Below are 19,787 nucleotides of genomic sequence, written 5' to 3' on the forward strand. Positions count from 1 at the left end.
TCGCCTAAGGATTTGGTCCTCTGTGGGCCGCGTTCAGCGCGTGTTGAGACGAGCCATGGCCATTCACGTCAAAACAGCTGGCTCTGTGGAGGCATGACCTGACGCAACTCGGGGCTTGAAAACTGCATGCTTGATGGTTGTCTTGACGGACCAACCTGCAGGTTGAGCCCAAGCCGGAGATCTTGCATCGGCGTCTTCAATTTGATCGGAGGTGTCCTCAACACGCCCGACCACGCCTCCCACGGAAAGGGTGCGAGGTTTCCATCGCCGAGATCGAACGGAGCGAGCGCCTGCGACACCAGGCCCTCCGCCGCACCATCTTCCAGGATCAGCGAAATGTCCCGCCAGTCACCGTGCGCGGGCACTTCCACCTGGACGCTTGCCTGCACCCAGGTGCCCGCCGGCAGCGGACTAACGAAAGCGTCCGGCAGGAGATCCACGCGGCACCCTTCGATCGCCACACCGACCTCCTGCCAGTTCGCCATGCGGTCGGGCTGGCAGATGATCCGGCTTGCAGTCGTTCGACCGTGAGAAACGGCCAATCCCTCGGCCAACGGTCCGTTCCCGGCAAGAAGAGGATTTGGCAGGATGTTGCCGATCGGGTTGTTGACTGCATCGAAACGGTCGTCCTGCGCCCATATTCGAGGAGCGGGTGGAGCGAGGAAGCCACTAAGATAGGCTGCCAACGCCTTGCCGACCGCGTAACCGCCCGGAACCGAAAAGTGCGTGCCGTCGTCGGAGAAACCATCGTGTGGCGCCCCATCGGCAGAATAAGGGTCCACCCAGACGGAATTCCAGTCGAAGACGTGGCAGTGCGGTCTCATGGCTGCAAAGGCGAGGCTCTTCTGGTTGATCCAGTGTGCTTTTGCCCGTTCCGATCCGCCGGCGACCCATTTCTGCGTGCCACGCGCCAGGATCGGCAGCAGGATCACCGTCTTTCCAGCCGCTATCAGTCGATCAACGACCGCTTCGCGGATAGACTGGATGACTTCCTTTGTCTCAACCATCATGTCGTTCGTGCCGGCATCGACGACGATCAGGTCAAAATCGAGCTTCAAGACCTCCTCGAGACGCTGTGCGATGTCCCGGGCCTTCTGGCCCGAAACGCCGGCGTTCAGTCCGCCGAAGCCACGGGTGACGCCGATCCTGCCGCTTGGCTCCCAGCCGGGAAATACGCGCGGATCGTGAAACACCGTAATGTCGAGCTGGCCGGCGGAGAGAACCTCCGCCCATGTCGCCCACCCGCGGGCGCAGGAGTGGATGTGCCTGTCGCCTGCGTGGTGGTTCTGCTGGACAAGCGACGTGCCGATGAGGGCGACGCGCTTGCCATGGATCGGAAATCGCACTGTCATGACCATATCAGGAAAACAGCGTGCCGCCGTTTACATCGTAGCAGGCGCCGGTGATGAACGACGCCTCATCGGAGACAAGGAAGGCGACCAGATTGGCGACCTCGTCCGATCGGCCCTCGCGCCTGACCGGGGTTGCGGCAGCGACACGCTCGCGCACTTCCGGCTTGGTGAACGTGTCGTGGAAGGTCGTAGAGATCATGCCCGGGCAAACCGAATTGACGCGGATCCTTGGTCCGAGTTCTTTTGCAAGACCACGCGTGAAGGTCATGACCGCCCCCTTCGAGGTGGCATAGGCCAACGCACCAGGGCCGCCGCCATCGCGGCCGGCCTGTGAGGCAAAGGTGACGATCGCGCCACCGTCGGCCATCGCCGGAACGGCCGCCTTGGATGCATTGAAGAGTGAAGTGAGATTGACGTCGATCACCTGCCGGAAGAACGCCTCGTCCATGTCCTGCAAGGTCTTGCGCGCCAAAAGTCCGCCGGCGACATGCACCAGCCCATCGAGCCGACCAAACGCGGCAACTGCCCCGTCGACAGCTGCTTGTGCATCGGCGGCCACGGTCATGTCCGCCTTGATGGCGATCGCCTTGCCACCGGAAGCCGTTATCGCCCTCACGCACTCCTCGGCGCCAGGCGCCGAGCCAAGGTAGGTGATTGCGACATTTGCGCCGTCGCTGGCAAGCCTCTCGGCGCAGGCCTTGCCGATGTCGCGGCCGCCGCCAGTTACTAAAATGACCTTGTTCTTCAGTCCGTTCATGACATTTCCTTTCCGATCAGAAGTTCTTGGGGATGATGATGCGCAACTGGTTGTCGTCGACATCGGTGAAATAGAGGTCGGCGCTGAAGCCCTGGTCATCGACGAAGTGAAAGACCCGCCGGGGTTCGCTAAGGGCATAGGGAACGAGAAGCGTCACCAGGGTCTGCTTGGTGGACGCTGGAAGCGTTGCCTCGACGTGATATTGGGTGGCCAGGCCCTCGATTTCGGTTGGATCGACGCCTTCGAAACCTTCGATCATGCGTATCTGCGGCGGCCCTGCGGTTGAAAACACGAACTGCCCGTAGAGCCCCGCCCGTTCGCCGGTCAGACGAAAACTGTTGCTGCCCACGTCCATTTGATGGGAGGAGTGAAATAGCCATTTGAGGGGCTGTGGTTCGACGCATTCGACGCGATCGACGATGACGAGAAAGTCGCTGCTGGCGAAATGGATGTCTCGCTCGACCCTGAGGACCAGCGGATTGTTCGCCCGATAGGCCGCCGTGGCATCGCCGCTGATGAAGACATGCGTCGGCTCCTCGCGCACCGCCGTGATCCGACCTCCCGCCTTCTTGCTGATCGCCTTGTCGCCTTCGGCGTATTGCCCGCTGTCGCCTATGAGGACGGCGTTCTTGGATATGGTCTGCCGGCGCCAGCTGCGATGCATGGTCGAGTTGAAGGCGACATAGTAACCGCTCTGGATCGCCAGATCCTCGCCGAAGGCATAGAGCAGGAATGCGTTCTGGTCGCCGTGACTGTGGCTCAAGGAACCAAAGGGGCTGCTCTTGAACAGGAACTGGATGTGGCGATCGGGATCGTCCATGTGTTTCTGGATCGCAACCCAGCCGATGTCCCTGAACCACTTGACCGGCGGCAGGTCGGCAGGTGCCTTTGCCTCGACTTGCGGGTAATCGTGCCGATAGACAAGCTCGTCGAAATTGAGGTCCCACCAGCCGTAGTTATAGAATTCCATGGCGGTACCGGCGGCATCCGCCTTCAGCCGCTCGAAATACCACTGGTAATGGGCGTTGCCGGTGACGCCGGCAAACTGGCGGACATTGTAGCCAACCTTGAGACCAGGCGGATCGCCGAGGGTGGAGTCGTCTCCGAAGCAGGCCCGCCTCGTACCCGGCGCCTTCGTGTAGAGCGGAAAATCACCTGTTTTCTGGAAGAACGGCCGCCGATAGAGATCGACCTTGAGGAAGTTTCGGATGAGATTGGCGGCTTCCGTCAGATAGGCGATGCCGGTCATCCAGTAGTGTGGACCCTCCGCCCACCCGCCGTCGCTGTCGCCCCATGGCGAATAGAGGGTGAAAAGAAATTCGACCGTATAGTCCAGCCAGCCCTCGGCTTCCTTTTCCTCACCGGCCAGCGCGATACATGCCGCTGTGAGGGCCGCCGAAAGCGAGCGCACCGCGTGACTGTCATAGGGGAAAACATGGATGCGCGCACGCCAGATCACGTGGTCTGCGACTTCGCGTGTCCGCGCAAGGAGCACACGACGCACGCGATCTCGCTCACCGTCATCGAGATGGTCGTATAGCCAATCGTAGCCCCAGGCGAGCGCGGTCACTACGCGGAATGCCGCCTCGTCATTGTAGGAGCGGGCCGTTGCTCCCTGCGGATCCCAGGCCGCGACCGACAGCAGCCAGTCCTTGGCCCGCGCAATCATGTCTGCGTCATCCAGGATGACACCTGCAATCGCCAGGTGCCGGATGGCGTAGATCGCCTCCTGGCAGTCGATGTACATCTGCCGCCAGAGCTTGGCGGTGCGCACATTATCCGGGTAACGTTGCGGTTCGGCGATCAGGCTCCGCGAGAGCCACGGCTCCACCGAGTTCACGTAGAAGGTCTTCCAGCCGCAGCAATCAGGATCCTCCTGCAACCGGCTGCGGAAGTTGGTGATGCCATCCGGATTGAGCCACAGGCGGGGATGGCGAAGATCCATGATGTCGCGCCGCTTTGCCGCGCGCGGCAAGGCCGTCTCGGGAAGGCCCGGCTTGAGCGTAAATTCACGCACGCTGCTCCAATCGGAGGCCGCGCGCTTTTCGGCGTCGTTCCAAAGGGCAAATGACCAGCAGTAGGAACCGGGTTCGAGCACTGTATCCGGGGTGAAGAAGTTCCAGGCGATGTTGTCGAAGACCAGCGTCCGCTCGGGCGCAAAGCCCGCATCGCTCGAGATCCGCACCACATAGCGCGCATCGTCGTTCAGGGCCGGCAGCCAGCTGAAACGGGGCGGATTTTCGACAGAGCTTTCGCCGGCCGGCTGATAGCCGATCGTCAGGGTCCCCGGTTTTGGCTCATCGAGATATTGCAGGCGGGGTGCTTCAGCGGTTTTGGGCATCGAAATGACGTCCTTTGAATACGTGATAGAGGCGAGCGCGAGCCGGTCGCGCCCGATAATCGGGTCAGTTCTTTCCGTATTGGCGGTCATAGGCCGCCTGCATCACCTCGGAGACCTTGGCGTAGCCGAGTTGGTCGAGGCGGGCGAGGTAGCCGTCCCAGGAGGCATCGACATCCTGGGCTCCGAGGACCCAGGTCTGCTGCATTTCCATCATGTAGGTGAGAAGGCTCGGCCAGTACTTGTCGTAAACGGCGCGCTCGTCGCTGTTCATCGAGACGCCGGTAAACTCAGGCTGCAGAAGCCCTGGTTCCTTCTCGTACATGGCGATCCCGTCGAGAGCCATCTTGTTGGTCCATTGCTCCTCGGAGGCATAGGCGGCCCAATAGCCACGCGGCACGCCGGCGCCGATTTCCCACATCTGGGCGTTCACCGGCTTGGGGTTGTGAAGGACGGTCTGCTTGTAGACGGGCTTGCCGTCGACCATGTCATAGGTCTCGCCCTCGATGCCCCAGTTCGACAGGATCCGGCCCTTTTCGGAGAACCAGAAGTCGAAGTACTTGATCGTCTCGACCGGGTGCTGGTTCGAATAGGAGATCGTCCAGCCTGCCGGCTGAACGGTCGCACGCCGGCTGTCCTCGAAGCGCCTCCCGGACACGGTCTTCGGCGGCAGCATCGGCGCGAAGTCGATGCCTGGAACGCTGTCCTTCAGAGCGTCGGTGTAGTTGGACGTGCTTGCGAACCAGTCGTGCGTCATGCCCCCAATATTGTTGCCGAGCATGTACTCACGCACCCGAGCTCCACGCGTGAACACCTCCGTATCGATCAAGCCCTCCTTGAACCACTGCGCAACTTTGGAAATGCCGGTCCTATAGTTCGGTGTTGTCCAGGGATGCACGACCTTGCCGTCTTCGATCATGAAGTCGCCGTAGCGTTCCGAGCCGGACACGCGGGCATCCCACATGTTGATCAGTCGGACTGCTTCGATCGGCTCGCGTGCGAAGTAGGGAACTTCATCCTTCTTGCCGTTGCCGTTCGGGTCTTTCTCGCGGAAAGCCTTGAGAACGGCATAGAGTTCGTCGACGTTTTCCGGAACCTTCAGGCCCAGTTTGTCGAGCCAGTCCCGGCGGATGAACCAGGCACGCGAGAACTCGCCCTCGGGCACATAGGGGATGAAGTAGATGTGACCGTCAGGTGCGCTGATGGCCTGGCGCACGATCGGATGCTCGTCAAAGAACTTCTTGAGGTTGGGGGCGTTCTCCTCGATCAGGTCATCCAGGGGCATGAAGGCGCCCTCCATGCCATAGCGAATGAAGTCGTCCTTCAGCCCGCCGGTGACGTCGCCGCCAACGATGTCCGGCAGGTTGCCCGAGGCCATCAGCAAGTTGAACGCATCCCGGCTGCTGCTGGTCGCAAGCGAGGCGACATTCTTCACGTGGATCCCGGTCCATTCGGCCGCCTTCCTCTCGACGGGCCAGTCTTCCGTATAGACGTATTTGTCACGGAAATGGAAATGGATCGTCAGCTCGAGCGGGTCGTCCGTAATCTTCGTCGAAGCGTCTTGCGCATAGACAGGACCCGATTGCAGCAACGCACAGGTGGCAAGCAGCGCCAACGTGTCTCGAATATATCTCATTCCATTCTCCTCCTTAAACAGAACTGACTGAGACGGCCGTTATTCCTTCACGCCGCCAAGGGTGATGCCCTTGTTGAAGTATTTCTGGATGCTTGGATAAATGAGCAGCACTGGAATGATCGAAGCGATCATGATCGCCGCGGTGACGGTCTCGAACGAATAACGAGACGTCAAAAGGCTGCTTGCGAACTCGTCGTTGGCGGTAAGATCGACGATGATCCGCTTGAGGTAGAGCTGAAGCGGGATCTTCTCCTCGCCGCGCAACAGCACCATGGCCCAGAAGTAGCTGTTCCACCTGGAAACGATGCAGAACAGCGCGACCGTGATGATCGCCGGTTTGGACAAGGGGATGAAAACCTTCCAAAGCAGCTGGAACTCGCTGGCGCCATCCATCTTGGCGGCCTCCTCGAAGGATTTCGGCACGGCCTCGAAGAAGTTGCGCAGCAAGATGACGTTGAAGGCGTTGCAGGCGAAACCGATGATGATGCCCAACCGCGAGTCGAGCAGCCCGAGATCCCGCATGTTGAGGAAGAATGGGATCATGCCGGCGTTGAACCACAGGGTGAACGCGACCATCATGTTGAGGATCTTGCGCCCCCTTAGGCGGGCACGCGAAAGCGCATAGGCGCCGGGGATCATGATCGCGAGGCTGACCGCCGTGCCGCCGAAGGTGTAGATGAAGGTATTGCCGTAGGCGATCCAGAAGAGCCGATCCGAAAGAACGAATTCGTAGGCCGCAAGTGTCAGGTCCTTCGGCAACAGCACGACCTGACCCGAGGTGACTGCGGCACCCGACGAGATCGATACCGACAGGATGTAGATGAACGGGTAGAGCGTGGAAAGGACGAAGAGCCCGATCAGGGTCGCGTTCGCATATCCGAAGATCCGGTCGCCGCGAGAATAGAGATTGAAGCTAGCCATGACGATCACCAGAGCGAGGTTGTCGAAACCTTCCGGCTGATCCGGTTGGCTGCGAAGACGAGAGCGAAGGCGATGACCGCATTGAAGAGGCCGGCGGCGGTGGCAAGGTCGTACTGCGTACCCTGCAGACCCGTCCGGTAGACGTAGGTCGAGACGACGTCGGCGGTGCGGTAGGTTGCCGGCTGGTAGAGCAGGATGATGTATTCGAACCCGACCTCGACGAGGTTGCCGATGCGGATGATCAGCATGATGATGATCGTCGGAAGGATGCACGGAAGCGTGATGCGCCACATCATCTGCCAGCGCGATGCGCCATCGACCCGGGCCGATTCATAGAGCGTCGGGCTGATGCCGGCGATCGCCGCGAGATAGACGATCGATTCGAAGCCTGCTTCCTTCCAGATGTTCGATCCGATGAAAACGGTACGGAACCATTCCGGCTGGGTGAGGAAGTAGACCCGGTCAAGGCCGAGGCTCGACAGGATGAGGTTGACCACGCCTGTCGTGGGAGACAGCAGGTTGATCACAATGCCCGCGACGATCACCACCGAGATGAAGTGGGGCAGATAGACGATGGTCTGGGAAAACCTGCGGCCCAACTCGCTCTGAAGCTCGTTGAACATGATGGCGAGCACGATCGGTACGGGGAAGGCGAAAATCAGCCCGAGGCCACTGATGGTGATCGTATTGACGAATGCGCGGATGAAGATCTGGTCGCCAAGAAGGGTGCGAAAGTTCTCAAGACCCACCCAGGGACTTCCGGCGATACCGCGGAACGGGCTGAAATCCTTGAACGCAATCTGCAGTCCTTCCATGGGCTTGTAGAGGAAGAGCATAAACCAAAGGAGCATCGGAAGGATAAGCAGGTAAAGCTGCCAGTCTTTCCGGAGGTCCTCGCCAAGGCGCTTGAAATATCCGGCGATCATCGATGTCATCCTCGCCTCACGCATGACCGTTGACGGCTTTGCCGCTCTCGGCGTCGAAGACATGGAGACGGCTCACCGGTATCTGCAGCTTGCCGATCTGCGAGAGTGCCTCGACATCGGCGGGCGTTTCGATCTTGGCGACGATCGGCTGGCCGGAAATCCTGGTGTGCACAAGAGCCTCGGACCCAAGCGGCTCCACGAGGTCGACTGTCGCGGCGATTTCCTGGACGTCCCCGCTCGCTTGCTTGCCGACCGCGACGTGCTCGGGCCGGAGGCCGGCGAGGATACGTTGATCGGCGCGCAGGGATGTAACCATTGCCATCGGTAATCTGAGGAGGGCGGCTTCCGCGTCGGCAGCGTCTATGCGCGCCTGCAGTTCACCGTCCACGGAAACGACTGTTGCGCGCAGGAGGTTCATGGGTGGTGAACCGAGAAAGCTTGCAACGAAGGCATTGGCCGGCTTGAGGAAAAGCTCCATCGGTGTGCCGACCTGTTCGACGCGGCCGCCGTTCATGACGACGATGCGGTCTGCCAGCGTCATCGCCTCGATCTGGTCGTGGGTGACGTAGATGCTGGTGACGCCCATGCGTTTGTGAAGCCGCTTGATCTCCGCGCGCATCTGGGTGCGAAGCTTGGCATCGAGGTTCGACAAAGGTTCGTCGAACAGGAAGACTTGCGGCTTGCGGACGATCGCCCGCCCCATGGCAACGCGCTGCCGCTGGCCACCCGACAGGTCCGCGGGCTTGCGTGCAAGGTAGGGCGTGAGGTCGAGGATAGCCGCCGCTTCCTTGACGGCCGCTTCGATTGCGTCCTTCTTTTCACGCCTTACGCGCAGGCCGAAGGCGATGTTTTCAGCGACATTGAGGTGGGGATAAAGCGCGTAGTTCTGGAACACCATCGCTACGTCGCGGTCCTTTGGCGCGACCCGATTGACGAGCCGCCCGCCGATCGAGACCGTTCCGCCGGAAATCTCCTCCAGGCCCGCCACCATCCGCAAGGTCGTTGACTTGCCGCATCCCGACGGCCCGACGAGAACGACGAACTCCCCGCGTTCGACATTCAGGTTTACAGAGTGCACGACTTCGAGTGCGCCGTAGCGTTTCACTACGTCGTTCAATTCCACTGCAGACATTTCAGTTTTCCTCCCGACGGCGCCTACCTCAGGTCAGGCTGCGCCGTGGTTTCCGTTTTTCTGTTGTGGTTGCATTGATCGATTCGATGTAGCTCCACAGTTTCGGATCGCGTGAAAGCTCTGTGATCTTGGCTTCGAGAGAGCCAAGATGCCGGGTCATAGCGGCCACCGCTTCATCCGGAGATGCGGCCCTTATCGCATCGATGATGTCGCGGTGTTCGTGGATGACCTCGCCGGTCCTGCGCACGCCGAACACCATCTTCAGATGGCGCATCCGGTCAATCTCGCCTTTGGCCTGATTGACAAAGGCCCAGACGCCGCTCAGCCGCGCCGTCGAAAAGATCACCCGGTGAAAGTCCTCGTCCAGCTCGAAGAAACGCGTGTAGTCCTCGTTTGCGACAGCCTCGATCTGCTGGTTGAGAGAGAGCTCCAATCGGCCAAGATCTTCCAGCGTATGCCGCTTGGCGGCCTCTGCCGCTGCGCCCGACTCGAGGCGAAAACGAATGAAGCAGGCCTCGATGTAGCGCTGCACCTCGATCGTCGCGACAAAGGTGCCGCCCTGTGGCACGACCTTGACCAGGCCCTCCTCGGATAGCCGGATAATCGCCTCGCGAACCGGGGTCTTGGAGACGTTGAGGATCGCGGCCACTTCCTTTTCCGGCAACGCCCGTCCGGGCAGAAGCCTGACTTCGACGATCAATTGTCGAAGCAGCCGATAGACCTTGGCCGTGGTGTTGCCCGGTCCCTCCTTCGGAAAGGAGCGAAGCAATTCTTCAAGGGGTAAGGCAGGAATTTCGACAATTTGAGACATATCATTCCGCAAACTGATATCTTAGTTGCGAGAGTGATGTCTCATGGCGCGGTTGTCAAGGTGAAATCCACGTTGACAGTCGAGCGCGTTAAACTTGCAGGCACTGGAACTATATTGCGGTCAATGAAGGCGCCTCCGAAGGCCTGACTATGGCTGTCCTTTTCGTTCGACAAAGTGGAAGAGGCGGCGTCGATCGGCCAGATTCAGCTGTGAATAGCGTCGAGACATGCCAAAATATCCAAGGGGAAACCATTGAAATCATTGGCATGTCGCACTTTAAATTAGAATGTACCTATATTTGTCTGAGCGTCATAAGCGTTGGAAGTGAACACCTGCCACGCGTCCGTTCGCAGCGTCGCTCGAATACTCCGCGAATAGCGGACGTTCAAATGTCCCCAACTTGTCTGGACCCGGCATTGCCGAACCGGCTTACTGATTTCGATGGCCGCTCGACCTGATGACCAGCGGCAACGGATCAGGCGGTTTCAGTGCAATCAGGCCGACGGACTCGATCATTCATCGCGGTGGGGCTCCGACCGTTGGATAGGCCATCCCATATTTAAGTTCGGTCCTGCAATTCCTCTACGACTGGCGCCTCAGCGCGTCAGTCGCAGTGCACGCCATCCTGAAGTGGTTTGGCGACAAGGTCCCCAGCTCAAAACCCGGCGAACAAAAGAGTCGTGCTAGTCGGGCAGAGTCTGGGTGGACTAAATGTCCCCGGCCTGTCAAAAGTCCTCGGGGACGCGATCGCCGTTATTTTTGGAACGGGGTCGGGCGACCGATTGACGTCACGTTGCTGCCGCGAGATCACGCTGGCCGTCCTACTATTTATCAGCACCCGAGACTGGTTGAAATCAGCGGCCAATAGCGCGGCGATGGCTACTTTCGGCCGAAAGCGGCTACACTGCAGCTTCGGATTGACGCCCAAGAGAGATCAATCGGGCGAGACCCAAAAAAGTATGGACGGCGGACTTCGATCCTAAGGGCATGGTGAGCCCGGCAGGACTCTAACCTGCGACCCATTGAGCGGGCTCTAACCATCGAGCTACAGGTACGTCTGCGGGCGCTTTTGCTCGGCTGCTTCAAGCCGCCATGACTTCGTCCTCACGCCGCCTCGATGTCGGTTTGCGAAAAATCGTTGCCCTTGTAGAGGAGCGGTTCTCCCGAAAGCGCCGCAAGAGCATAGGAAAAGCAGTCGCCGTAATTGAGGCTGGCCGGATGACGGCCCTTGCCATAGCGCCGCCAGGCGCGCCGCGCGCGATCCGCATGTTCGGCTGTAACTGGGACGATCTCGACTTCTGCCTTGTAGAGCCAGAGGTCGAGATCGGCGCCTGCGGCTTCCCCAAGTCGAGTTTCGATCACCATGGCAGCCTCCAGGACGGTCGCGGCGGAGATGAGCCTGACGGGATCGTCTGCGATGCGCTCGCGGAAAGCCGCCGCTTCCGGCTCATTGAAGGCGATGGCAGCGAGGACGGATGTATCGATGACCATCAGGATGGCAGTCCGTTCTCGTCGTAGCCGAGAATTTCGTCGGCTGTGCGGCTGTCGAGAACGGGCCGAGCGTTCCAGCGTCGCTGGATCGCTTCGAGGTCCTCGAGCAGAGCGGCTTTGCGCAAGTCAGAGCCAAGCCGTCGCAGGCGCTCTTCGAGCGCGCGCTTGGTTGCCAGTGTGATGCTTTCGCCGGTCCGTTCGGCAAGAGTGCGGGCCAGCTGTTCGGTGTCGTGGTCTTTGATGCTCAGCGCCATTTTTGTCGACCAAGGTTCCTAAATGTCTATATTCTACCTATAGCACAGTCGCTCTGCACGGGCAATGCGAGGGGTTGGGCTTAAGCGAAAATGTTCTTTCCCGACGGTCCTCCAGGTGGCTCTGGATACAAGATTTAGCGATTTGCGCCATCAAATCCATCACTATCGATACCTGAACCTCTCGACAGCGATGTAGTGCAAGCGGCGGCCGACGCTGTGGTTTGTGCGGCGCCGGCACGCCCGGGTTTTTGCACGAACACCCGTCGACTACCGGTGGTCGCGAACTGCTGTAGCTGCCCGTTGATGTTCGATCTTGCAATGGCCTGGCAAAAAGTGGCTCACTGAAATCGTTAGCAGAATATCGTACGGCGTTTATCGTTTAAACCCAACGGCGATAAGACAATCTTCGGTTTGAAGCGTTAAAGCAAAACCCACGCCGGGGCAGATTTGGGGGGCGGTACTTGTGGCCGACCCTGTGAAACAACGCGTCCCATCGCGATCTCGAAACGCGGGCTCTGACATCCGGGAACTGCGAGAATGTAAGCGCCATCAATGAAAACGGAAACGGCGAATTCACTGGTTCGGCTTCCGAGGATTATGTGGTCGTGCGCCGTCGCTACTCATCGAGGCCAGGGAATCGCGGTCGGCCTGCCACCATGTCGCTTGGGCAGCCGCCGATCGTCTCGAGTGGAAACTGGATGTCCCCAATCACCCAGCTAAAGGGAAGTCGCGCCAAGTAAGCGGTTATTCGGATCTTCGCCAACCTCATCTCATCGACATCAGGTTCATTATCAGGCCGGCCTTGATGACGAGCTTAGGTCGAGGGGCGTCAGAATGAAGGTGACGTTATTACCGCCGACGGCGCGTTGGCCGATATAAGTGGAGTACGAACCGTTGAGCGGGGTCGTTTGCCCAACCATGCAAGCAATGCGATGTCGTGTTTCGAAGATTGCTGTTAAAAAAGGGGGCTCGGCTTAGCACCGTCGGCCTTATACCTCTGAGGTCAGGAAAGATCTCGCACACAACGGAAGCAGTAGCGCCCGAGTCCAGATTTAACTGTTACGTACTTCCCCTTTTCTCGTGACAAGCAATGATGTTTGCCGACGTCGCAGAAGATTTCGGGTTCGAGGCGGTGTGTTTGGCGCCATCTGCCTCATGCGGGGCGAGGACTTCCGTCGTTAGCAATGCAATGAGTAATCCTGCGTGGGGCCGCGTGGCCATTGGAGGGCGCATGAGCTTGTTGGAACTGGGGCGGGCTCGGCTGGCTATAGTGTTGCCACATCATCGCGAGCAATTGCGGAGTGCTATGGATGATTACAGCCGTGAACTTTTCGAGGCCTACGCCTTGGCGTCGACGACACTCGACAATCTCGAGCGAGAGATGTCGAGGCGTGAGGATTTGATACATGAGTATCATCAAATCTGCCTGGATTTGCAGGCGGAAGTGCTAACGATGCTCACCAAAAAAAAGGATGAGACGTAACCGAAGAAGCGGGGGACCGCTTCCCGCCGTCGTGGCGCGAACGGGCGCGAAGCCCGGCAAGGCAACTGCGAAGATCGAAAGTGAGCGACTTGAAATCTACGTGCATGTCCACTCGCGCTCTCGCTATGCGCCTGGCGACCGCACTCGCTCCACCAATCGTCGTGGCCTCCACCTCAGAAGCGGAACTGGTCGCCAGGCTTCGATCTTGCGCTTCCCGATTGGAAGCAGGCAGTGACTACGGGGGCTATGTCGAAGGGTGTAACGATGCTCAGTTGTGAGGCGCGCGCTCGAGTTCATGCGCGGCCGAGTTGGTCCCAACGCACATGCCGATAGCGCCCAGGTTGCGAAGCAGGAGTTCGCTGCAGATCTCAGACAACCCAATGGAGGCTCGGTCGCGGGTCGCGGCGCTTGTAGAGGAGTGCTTGGTGCACGCGGAGGCGACTGAAGCCATCTTCAATGGCGCGGAGGCAAGTCGCGCCAGCGAGCTTGAAGCTGCGGCGAGCGCACAGCGCCCGTGCCGAAAGCGAATCCGAACGGGCGGACCTGGCGGAACGACGGGCAATCGCAGCAGAAGCGGCGGCAAAACGAGCAAAGGCCGAGATAGCCATGCTCAACGAGGAGCGCCGCAGAGGGGCAGAAGCGAAGTCGTCTTCAAACGAAAACAATGGGCCGCCCAACGGCAATGAGAACTCCGTTACGCTGAACGTGCGGGAAAACGTGCAGCGTGCGCTTCGAGCAAATGGCTACAATATCTTCGAGAGCGCCGAAGAGATGAAATGCGGCTGGACAGGTTCGGCGCAGCTATGCAAGCGGCCGAGCGGCGGGACGACAGTCAGCATTGCGTCCGATCCATATCGGATCCGCATTCTCAACGCGGACGTTACCATCGATTGTTTGAGGCTCCGCAAAGGAGAAATGGTCGCGCAACGCAGTGCTGACGACTGCCAGTGACTAGCCCACTGCCTTAAGCTGAGGGCAACTGGCCAAGTAAATCCTTGCCAACAACGCATGCTATGAAGCCTGCAAGATCGACGCGAGAAGCCTTCCGCCACGGCTTTCATACGTTCCGCTCCAAGCTGTAAGCGAGCGGCCGGCATGGCTGCCGGCCGCCCGATCGGCTAGCTGTCCTTGCTCTCATTGCATATCTGTTGCGAGCCGCCTCAGTTCCTCCGGAAATAGAGTAGCTTCTATCGCCACCAGCGCACACGCGTACCGTCTCACGAAGTCAGAAACGTCGAGATTCCTTATCGGCTCCATGGCACCGTGAGGAATGGCTATGCGGCGCGTCACCCACGAACTGCGTGCGGCGCAGGCCGGACCAAAGCGATCGCAGGTCCGGCGTCACCCCAGTCGATCAATTCAATTGATTCGGAGGTCGGCGCAGATGATTGAGCCCCCGCAGGGGGCGGAGGCTCAATCAAGGTGCGCGTTCGTAAATTGAGGAATTGCGCGGCAATAAAAACCAGCACGAATCTCATTTTTAACGTGTGCTTTGTGGGTGCGCAATTACAGGTATATTGTTGCAAGTGAAACGCTGAATAGCAATGAATTTATAGGGGTTCTGGCTAATCAATTCGAGTTACGCAGCAACCGCCGGGCTATTTCAAGGATCCTCGATTTCAACCGGCGTCCAGCGGAGGCGGGATCATCGGCGAACCCGGGGATGGAGAGGGGCCTCTGACTTCGGAGACATACACCTCGTGGCCGAAGTGGGGGTCCTGGCTCAGGTCCTGACCATCAAACCGATCTATGAATTCTTCAAGGTCGGTCTGGTGCGAGAAGCCCATCGCAACGGCAGACATGCTTTCGACTTCGCCGCCCTGGTCCTCATAAGTCGCACTCACTTCGAGGACACCTAGCCGATCGAAGTTTGCTTGCATGTGAAATGAAAGCCAAACCAGATATTCTAGCGGATAGCCGGGATTGCCTGCATATGTCACGACATAGGGGTAAGCCAAACGAAATCGTTCGGCCAACGCTTCGCCTTCGGAGGCAAAGACAAGAAGATCGCTATCCTCCTCGACGTCATGAAGTTCGATCGTCAGATCATGCTTGCGCAAAGCGACGTACGCGCCAAGTCGGTCGGATGGCAAGGATGCGAATATGATGTCGCGCCATCGTTGGATGGCTTCATCGAGATCGGTGCGGACCAAAAACATGAAGCATCCTCAGCAAAGCCATCCCATGATCAAAAGCTTGGAGCGGTGCACAGTGCAATTACAGCTAGTAGATATTAGGTGGATCTAAATTTCAAGCTCGGCATAAGGTGTTTGCGGAGTGACATTCAACGGTCACTGGCAAGGTCGTGAAGCGTATAACCCGTTACGCCGCCATTAGTCCGGATGGAGGATGAACTGCGCGAGCCGTCTTCAGTCAGGCAAGAACAAGGCCCGGGCTCGCGCTACCTGCCCCGAGCGGTAAACGCCGGCGACCCAGGTGCGAAGGGCCTTGGTTGACCTCTGTGCACCCTAGTTGCGGTACTCTTCACGTTCTGGGCTAAAATGTTTGCGTAAATATCGACTGGAAGAGGATAGCGCCCGGCATATGGTTAGGCTTGAAACTCACCATACGCCGCGCGTCTTTTGCGTCACTTGGTCCTTCGTCGAAAGTCCTTGCGGTCCCCCAAAACGCGGCCGATCAGACTTGGGCCTGGCCACCGTCGGCGAAGAGTTCGGAGCCGTTGACGAAGCTTGCGTCGTCGGAGGCAAGGAACAGGGTGGCCTTAGCGATCTCCTCGGACTCGCCGACCCGGCCGAGCGGAATACGCGAAGCGAGATAATCGAGGAGACCCTGCTGCTGTTCCTTGTCGTTGCCAGCCAGTTCAACGAGGCCGGGGGTGCGTGTGGCGCCCGGGGAAACCACGTTGACGCGAATGCCGGTGCCCTTGAGGTCAAGCGCCCAGGAGCGAGCCAGGTTGCGGACTGCGGCCTTGGAAGCGGAATAGACCGAGAAGGCGGCGGTACCCTCGGTACCGGCGGTCGAACCGGTTAGCACGACCGACGAGCCGTGACCCAGCAGCGGAAGCGCTTTTTGCACGGTAAAGATGACGGCCTTCACGTTGCGACTGAAGGTATCGTCGACCTGCTCCTCGGTGATCTGCCCAAGCGGGAGCATGCTACCTCCACCGGCGTTTACGACAAGGACGTCAAGGCGTCCGTGTTCCGACTTCACCTGGGCAAAAAGCTTGTCCAGGTCTTCGTTGCTCGATGAGTCGGCCTGCACGCCAACGGCAGCCTCGCCGATCTCCGCAATTACCTTGTCCAAGGAGTCCTTGCGGCGGCCCGTAATGTAGACGCGGGCGCCTTCGGCTGCAAAGAGCTTGGCAGTCGAAAGTCCGATGCCGCTGGTTGCTCCAGTTACCACGGCAATCTTGTTTGCAAGTCTGTTCGTCATCTTATTCTCCTAATGCTGCACGCGCGAAAGGATCCAGTCCGAATGCGCGGGCTGTGGAAGTTTTTGAAATGTTCGTAGGGGGCTTTGGCCTTCGCCCGCGTCGCCTTCCGATGGGACGAACGTAGTTGGTCTCCCCGTCGGCGAGAAGCCGCTCGGGATGGAGACATTATCCATCTGGATGGATGGTCTCGGTCGCAGAACTGCGCCTGGCATCGACGCGCTCGAAAACTCCCGTCACCCAATCGGCGAAGGCCCGCAGCCTCGGGTTGGGAAACCTATCTCCCGGATAAACGAGATGCAGTGAGTGGTTTTCCGGCTTCCATTTGGGGAGGAGCTCGACGAGAGCGCCGCGCTCGATATGCGGCTTTGCCAGAAAGCCGAAGCTCTGACCGATGCCCAGCCCGGCCACGAGCGAATTCAAGTGAGCAGTGCTTTCGTTGACCGAAATGCCGTTGGATGTCGGTACATATTCAGTTCGCTCATTTCCTCGCAGGAACCGCAACGGAAAACGCTTTCCTGACGATGCTGAGAAATAGCTGACGACTCGATGCGCCTCGATCTCGTCTGGACGCGTCGGTAGCTCTCGACCTTCCAGGTAGGTAGGTGCCGCGCAAAGAATGTAATCGAGTTCGCATAGTTTGCGGGCCTTTAGGCTTGAGTCTGCAAGAGAGCCGCCGCGGATTACACAATCTATCCCTTCCCCAATCAGATCGGCGGAGCGATCACTGACGCCGAGCATGAGATCGATGTCCGGGTATTGCCGTTGGAAATCCGAAAGAGAGGGTATGATAATGTGGTTCGCAAGCACAGAGCCGACGTCCACACGCAGTCTTCCCTTGGGGGTGCTGCGCGAGCCGGCGACAGTGCCGTCCATGTCATCGAGATCCGCGAGCAGGCGAAGTGCGCGCTCATGATAGGCGGCGCCTTCCGTGGTCACAGTCACAGCTCGGGTCGTTCGTTCTACGAGCTTCGTCCCGAGATGCGCTTCGAGATCTTGTACGAGTTTGCTGACGGAGGACCGGGGCAAGTTCAGCGTGTCTGCGGCTTTTGCGAAGGAACCCGCTTCGGCAACGCGGACGAAGGTTCGTATGGCGAGTATCTGATCCAATTTGATGGCCTTGGTGATCGGAACTTCGACAATATACCGAGGGCGACTCTTGACGCCATGGATGTTTCTTCGACGGGCCTTGCTTCCGGTCTAAGGCGTTTGGGAGGGCTTCGAGGGTGCCTGGAGCCGCCAAGTCCGCCTAGACCTCAGCTCCCTGCCAGGTGACAGCCGCCACCATTGATCGAGTCCTCGCCTCGGTGAACCGCACTACCGCGCGCGTGCCAGCGCTGATCTTCCTGAATTCAGGGCGCGGTGGCGTACGTGCGTCGCAAGTTCAAGGTTGGGTGTCTCGTTTGAAGCGGGCCCTAAGGCTGATCGACTTCACTAGTTCTCCCTCATGCTGATCGGCTTTGCCGTCGAAGGATACGCCGTATACGACGATTTCTAAAGTCATCGCGCTGTGGTCAAACGCACTCGTTAGCGCATTTCTAGTAACTGATCCCTTCGAAACGAGCGTCGATAGACGCTCTCACGACCAAATTCGCCCTTTCGCGCGCGACTTGCCTCATTCCCTGGCTGTGGGGGCGCGAGCTTTACGAGGCGGTCCTATGAGCGGGCGAGAAGCTCTGTGCGCGCCATAACGATGGCAGCCGTGCGCACATGCGGGAGACGCAGCTCTGAAGCTGGTCGAGGCCGGTCGCGAGTTGCCTAGATGCATAAACGAAAAACGGCTAGCCGCGGCGATCCTTTCGCTGATCGAAACCGCCTGCCGCGCGTGGCATAAGGCGCCAAGCTCAATGACATCGATCCATAAGCGTGGTTCGCCGACGTGCTCGCTTGCATCGCCGACTGCGCAATCACCAGGCTGTCTAACCCGCCGCCTTGGCCGGATAGGGCTTTACCGGCATTTTGCGCGCGCTTGAGTGTTCCAGCGCCGATAGCGCAACGACGTCCCATTGAGACAGGATGTGAGCCGCATCATAGCGCCGGACGTTGGCCTCGGCGTTCGCTGCAAGGCGGGCGCGCAAGGCTTCGTCGGCCATCAGGTTGGACAGCGCATCGGCGAGCGCGGCGATGTCGCCGTTCGGCACGAGGATGCCGTCCTCGCCGTCGGCGATCATGTCGGTCGGGCCCCAGTCGCAGGCAAACGAGACGACGGGGAGGCCGGCGGCCATGGCTTCGAGCAGCACGATGCCCCAGCCCTCGTAGCGGGATGAGAGAACGAAGGCCTCGGCGGTTTCGAGCCAGAGGCCGGGTTTTGCGGTGAGGCCCGGCATCTCCACCCGGTTGCTGAGGCCGAGCGCGTCGCGCTGGGCTTCCAGTTCTGTCCTCGCTTCGCCTTCCCCCCAGATGACGAGCTTCCAGTCGGGATGGGTGTCGGCGATCCTCGCGAAGGCCTCCAGCAGCAGATCAAAGCCTTTTTGTCGGGTCAGCCGTCCGACGGCCGTGAGCATCTTGTTGCCGCGTCTGTTTTCCCAGCCGGCGGGCAGGTTGATGGCGTTGGGGATTACTCTTCCGTGGCGGCGGACCTCAGGCGAGAAGTAGTCGAGCGCCCCTTTGGTCATCGTCACGAGAGCGAATGCGCGCGGATAAAGGCGAAGCTGCAGCCATTTCCAAAGGGGGCCGAAGGGCTGTACCGCCGGGTTGTTGCGCTCGGAGACGATCACGGGAAGCCCGAGACCGCGTGTCGCGACCAGCGTCAGGACATTCGTCCGGGTCAGGAAGCTCAATACGAAGTCGGGACGGGAGCGGGTGATCGTCGAGCGCAGACGATGGAGCCGTCGTGCCACCAGCCATGCGGCGCGCAACTTTGTGGCCTTCTCAGTCGGCACGTCGAGCCGCTCGATGGCGACGCGCGGATCGAACTTGTAGTAAGGTTCGGAGGCAGGCGCTTCGAGGGTAATCACGGTGACGGCGCAGCCGAGCCGCGCCCAGTGACTGGCGACAAGGCTGACGACGTGTTCAGTGCCGCCGGCGCCGAGTGCTGAAACAATGATGGTTATGCGCGCACCGGCGATGCCGGCTGCTCCGACGATGTCGGCACCCTTACCCGTATCCAATTTGGCTTGCCACCTCGCATTCCCAACTACTTTTGTTAACAACACCTTAAATTCGGGCGATCGGACTTTCGCAGCGTAGTAAACGCGCTACTGGAATAAGCGGTCGCGACGGGTCAGTGCCCGGGAGAAACACCAAAACTATCCCGCACGGGATAAGATATATCGTGACGCGATATAAATAAAGC

General features: G+C 59.4%; 16 protein-coding genes. 2 read left to right on the forward strand and 14 right to left on the reverse strand.

Annotation, left to right across the window (positions count from 1 at the left end):
* Positions 1–68: 68 nt before the first annotated feature.
* The 10 genes from BLU15_RS21000 to BLU15_RS21050 form a co-directional block, all read right to left on the reverse strand.
* Positions 69–1,352, reverse strand: coding sequence for an SGNH/GDSL hydrolase family protein (locus BLU15_RS21000; RefSeq protein ID WP_090297851.1), 1,284 nt, complete (start codon positions 1,350–1,352; stop codon positions 69–71).
* 7 nt (positions 1,353–1,359) lie between these two features.
* Positions 1,360–2,109: an SDR family NAD(P)-dependent oxidoreductase gene (locus BLU15_RS21005; RefSeq protein ID WP_090297758.1), complete on the reverse strand. Its 750-nt coding sequence runs from the start codon at positions 2,107–2,109 to the stop codon at positions 1,360–1,362.
* A 16-nt stretch (positions 2,110–2,125) separates the two neighbouring features.
* Positions 2,126–4,450 (reverse strand): DUF4962 domain-containing protein, encoded by a 2,325-nt coding sequence (locus BLU15_RS21010; RefSeq protein WP_090297854.1) that lies wholly within the window; start codon positions 4,448–4,450, stop codon positions 2,126–2,128.
* A gap of 64 nt (positions 4,451–4,514) precedes the next feature.
* Positions 4,515–6,083 carry an extracellular solute-binding protein gene (locus BLU15_RS21015; RefSeq protein WP_090297760.1) on the reverse strand — a complete coding sequence of 523 codons (1,569 nt, stop codon included), beginning with the start codon at positions 6,081–6,083 and terminating at the stop codon, positions 4,515–4,517.
* Between the two features lie 39 nt (positions 6,084–6,122).
* Positions 6,123–7,004, reverse strand: coding sequence for a carbohydrate ABC transporter permease (locus tag BLU15_RS21020; RefSeq protein WP_060520845.1), 882 nt, complete (start codon positions 7,002–7,004; stop codon positions 6,123–6,125).
* 5 nt (positions 7,005–7,009) lie between these two features.
* On the reverse strand, positions 7,010–7,939 hold the full coding sequence (locus tag BLU15_RS21025; protein ID WP_244496934.1) for an ABC transporter permease: 930 nt from the start codon (positions 7,937–7,939) through the stop codon (positions 7,010–7,012).
* Positions 7,940–7,946: 7 nt separating this feature from the next.
* Positions 7,947–9,062 carry an ABC transporter ATP-binding protein gene (locus tag BLU15_RS21030; protein ID WP_090297763.1) on the reverse strand — a complete coding sequence of 372 codons (1,116 nt, stop codon included), beginning with the start codon at positions 9,060–9,062 and terminating at the stop codon, positions 7,947–7,949.
* 28 nt (positions 9,063–9,090) lie between these two features.
* A complete protein-coding gene (locus BLU15_RS21035; protein WP_060529962.1) occupies positions 9,091–9,873 on the reverse strand; it encodes a GntR family transcriptional regulator in 783 nt (260 codons plus the stop codon).
* A gap of 1,104 nt (positions 9,874–10,977) precedes the next feature.
* Positions 10,978–11,364: a type II toxin-antitoxin system VapC family toxin gene (locus tag BLU15_RS21045; protein ID WP_090297766.1), complete on the reverse strand. Its 387-nt coding sequence runs from the start codon at positions 11,362–11,364 to the stop codon at positions 10,978–10,980.
* On the reverse strand, positions 11,364–11,618 hold the full coding sequence (locus BLU15_RS21050) for a type II toxin-antitoxin system VapB family antitoxin (RefSeq protein WP_034798574.1): 255 nt from the start codon (positions 11,616–11,618) through the stop codon (positions 11,364–11,366). The genes BLU15_RS21045 and BLU15_RS21050 overlap by 1 nt, the downstream gene beginning before the upstream one ends.
* 1,231 nt (positions 11,619–12,849) lie before the next feature.
* Here BLU15_RS21050 and BLU15_RS21055 point away from each other — a divergent pair.
* Both BLU15_RS21055 and BLU15_RS21060 read left to right on the forward strand, forming a co-directional pair.
* Positions 12,850–13,101, forward strand: coding sequence for a hypothetical protein (locus BLU15_RS21055; RefSeq protein ID WP_090297857.1), 252 nt, complete (start codon positions 12,850–12,852; stop codon positions 13,099–13,101).
* Between the two features lie 606 nt (positions 13,102–13,707).
* Positions 13,708–14,052 carry a hypothetical protein gene (locus tag BLU15_RS21060; RefSeq protein ID WP_143034239.1) on the forward strand — a complete coding sequence of 115 codons (345 nt, stop codon included), beginning with the start codon at positions 13,708–13,710 and terminating at the stop codon, positions 14,050–14,052.
* A gap of 668 nt (positions 14,053–14,720) precedes the next feature.
* On the opposite strand, the gene BLU15_RS21065 is transcribed toward BLU15_RS21060, so the two are convergent.
* The 4 genes from BLU15_RS21065 to BLU15_RS21080 form a co-directional block, all read right to left on the reverse strand.
* On the reverse strand, positions 14,721–15,260 hold the full coding sequence (locus BLU15_RS21065; RefSeq protein ID WP_090297772.1) for a hypothetical protein: 540 nt from the start codon (positions 15,258–15,260) through the stop codon (positions 14,721–14,723).
* Positions 15,261–15,738: 478 nt separating this feature from the next.
* Positions 15,739–16,494 carry an SDR family NAD(P)-dependent oxidoreductase gene (locus BLU15_RS21070; protein WP_060521303.1) on the reverse strand — a complete coding sequence of 252 codons (756 nt, stop codon included), beginning with the start codon at positions 16,492–16,494 and terminating at the stop codon, positions 15,739–15,741.
* A 166-nt stretch (positions 16,495–16,660) separates the two neighbouring features.
* Positions 16,661–17,602 carry a LysR family transcriptional regulator gene (locus BLU15_RS21075; RefSeq protein ID WP_060608643.1) on the reverse strand — a complete coding sequence of 314 codons (942 nt, stop codon included), beginning with the start codon at positions 17,600–17,602 and terminating at the stop codon, positions 16,661–16,663.
* An 809-nt stretch (positions 17,603–18,411) separates the two neighbouring features.
* Entirely contained in the window at positions 18,412–19,602 is a 1,191-nt protein-coding gene (locus BLU15_RS21080; RefSeq protein ID WP_090297775.1) for a glycosyltransferase family 4 protein, read from the reverse strand.
* Between the last annotated feature and the right edge of the window lie 185 nt (positions 19,603–19,787).

The sequence above is a fragment of the Ensifer sp. YR511 genome (genome assembly GCF_900103045.1).
Classification (GTDB): Bacteria; Pseudomonadota; Alphaproteobacteria; order Rhizobiales; family Rhizobiaceae; genus Ensifer; species Ensifer adhaerens.

Coding starts and splice junctions, on each gene's coding strand:
- BLU15_RS21000 (WP_090297851.1), bottom strand. CDS start 1,352: ATGACAGTGCGATTTCCGATCCATGGCAAGCGCGTCGCCCTCATCGGC.
- BLU15_RS21005 (WP_090297758.1), bottom strand. CDS start 2,109: ATGAACGGACTGAAGAACAAGGTCATTTTAGTAACTGGCGGCGGCCGC.
- BLU15_RS21010 (WP_090297854.1), bottom strand. CDS start 4,450: ATGCCCAAAACCGCTGAAGCACCCCGCCTGCAATATCTCGATGAGCCA.
- BLU15_RS21015 (WP_090297760.1), bottom strand. CDS start 6,083: ATGAGATATATTCGAGACACGTTGGCGCTGCTTGCCACCTGTGCGTTG.
- BLU15_RS21020 (WP_060520845.1), bottom strand. CDS start 7,004: ATGGCTAGCTTCAATCTCTATTCTCGCGGCGACCGGATCTTCGGATAT.
- BLU15_RS21025 (WP_244496934.1), bottom strand. CDS start 7,939: ATGACATCGATGATCGCCGGATATTTCAAGCGCCTTGGCGAGGACCTC.
- BLU15_RS21030 (WP_090297763.1), bottom strand. CDS start 9,062: ATGTCTGCAGTGGAATTGAACGACGTAGTGAAACGCTACGGCGCACTC.
- BLU15_RS21035 (WP_060529962.1), bottom strand. CDS start 9,873: ATGTCTCAAATTGTCGAAATTCCTGCCTTACCCCTTGAAGAATTGCTT.
- BLU15_RS21045 (WP_090297766.1), bottom strand. CDS start 11,364: ATGGTCATCGATACATCCGTCCTCGCTGCCATCGCCTTCAATGAGCCG.
- BLU15_RS21050 (WP_034798574.1), bottom strand. CDS start 11,618: ATGGCGCTGAGCATCAAAGACCACGACACCGAACAGCTGGCCCGCACT.
- BLU15_RS21055 (WP_090297857.1), top strand. CDS start 12,850: ATGAGCTTGTTGGAACTGGGGCGGGCTCGGCTGGCTATAGTGTTGCCA.
- BLU15_RS21060 (WP_143034239.1), top strand. CDS start 13,708: ATGCTCAACGAGGAGCGCCGCAGAGGGGCAGAAGCGAAGTCGTCTTCA.
- BLU15_RS21065 (WP_090297772.1), bottom strand. CDS start 15,260: ATGTTTTTGGTCCGCACCGATCTCGATGAAGCCATCCAACGATGGCGC.
- BLU15_RS21070 (WP_060521303.1), bottom strand. CDS start 16,494: ATGACGAACAGACTTGCAAACAAGATTGCCGTGGTAACTGGAGCAACC.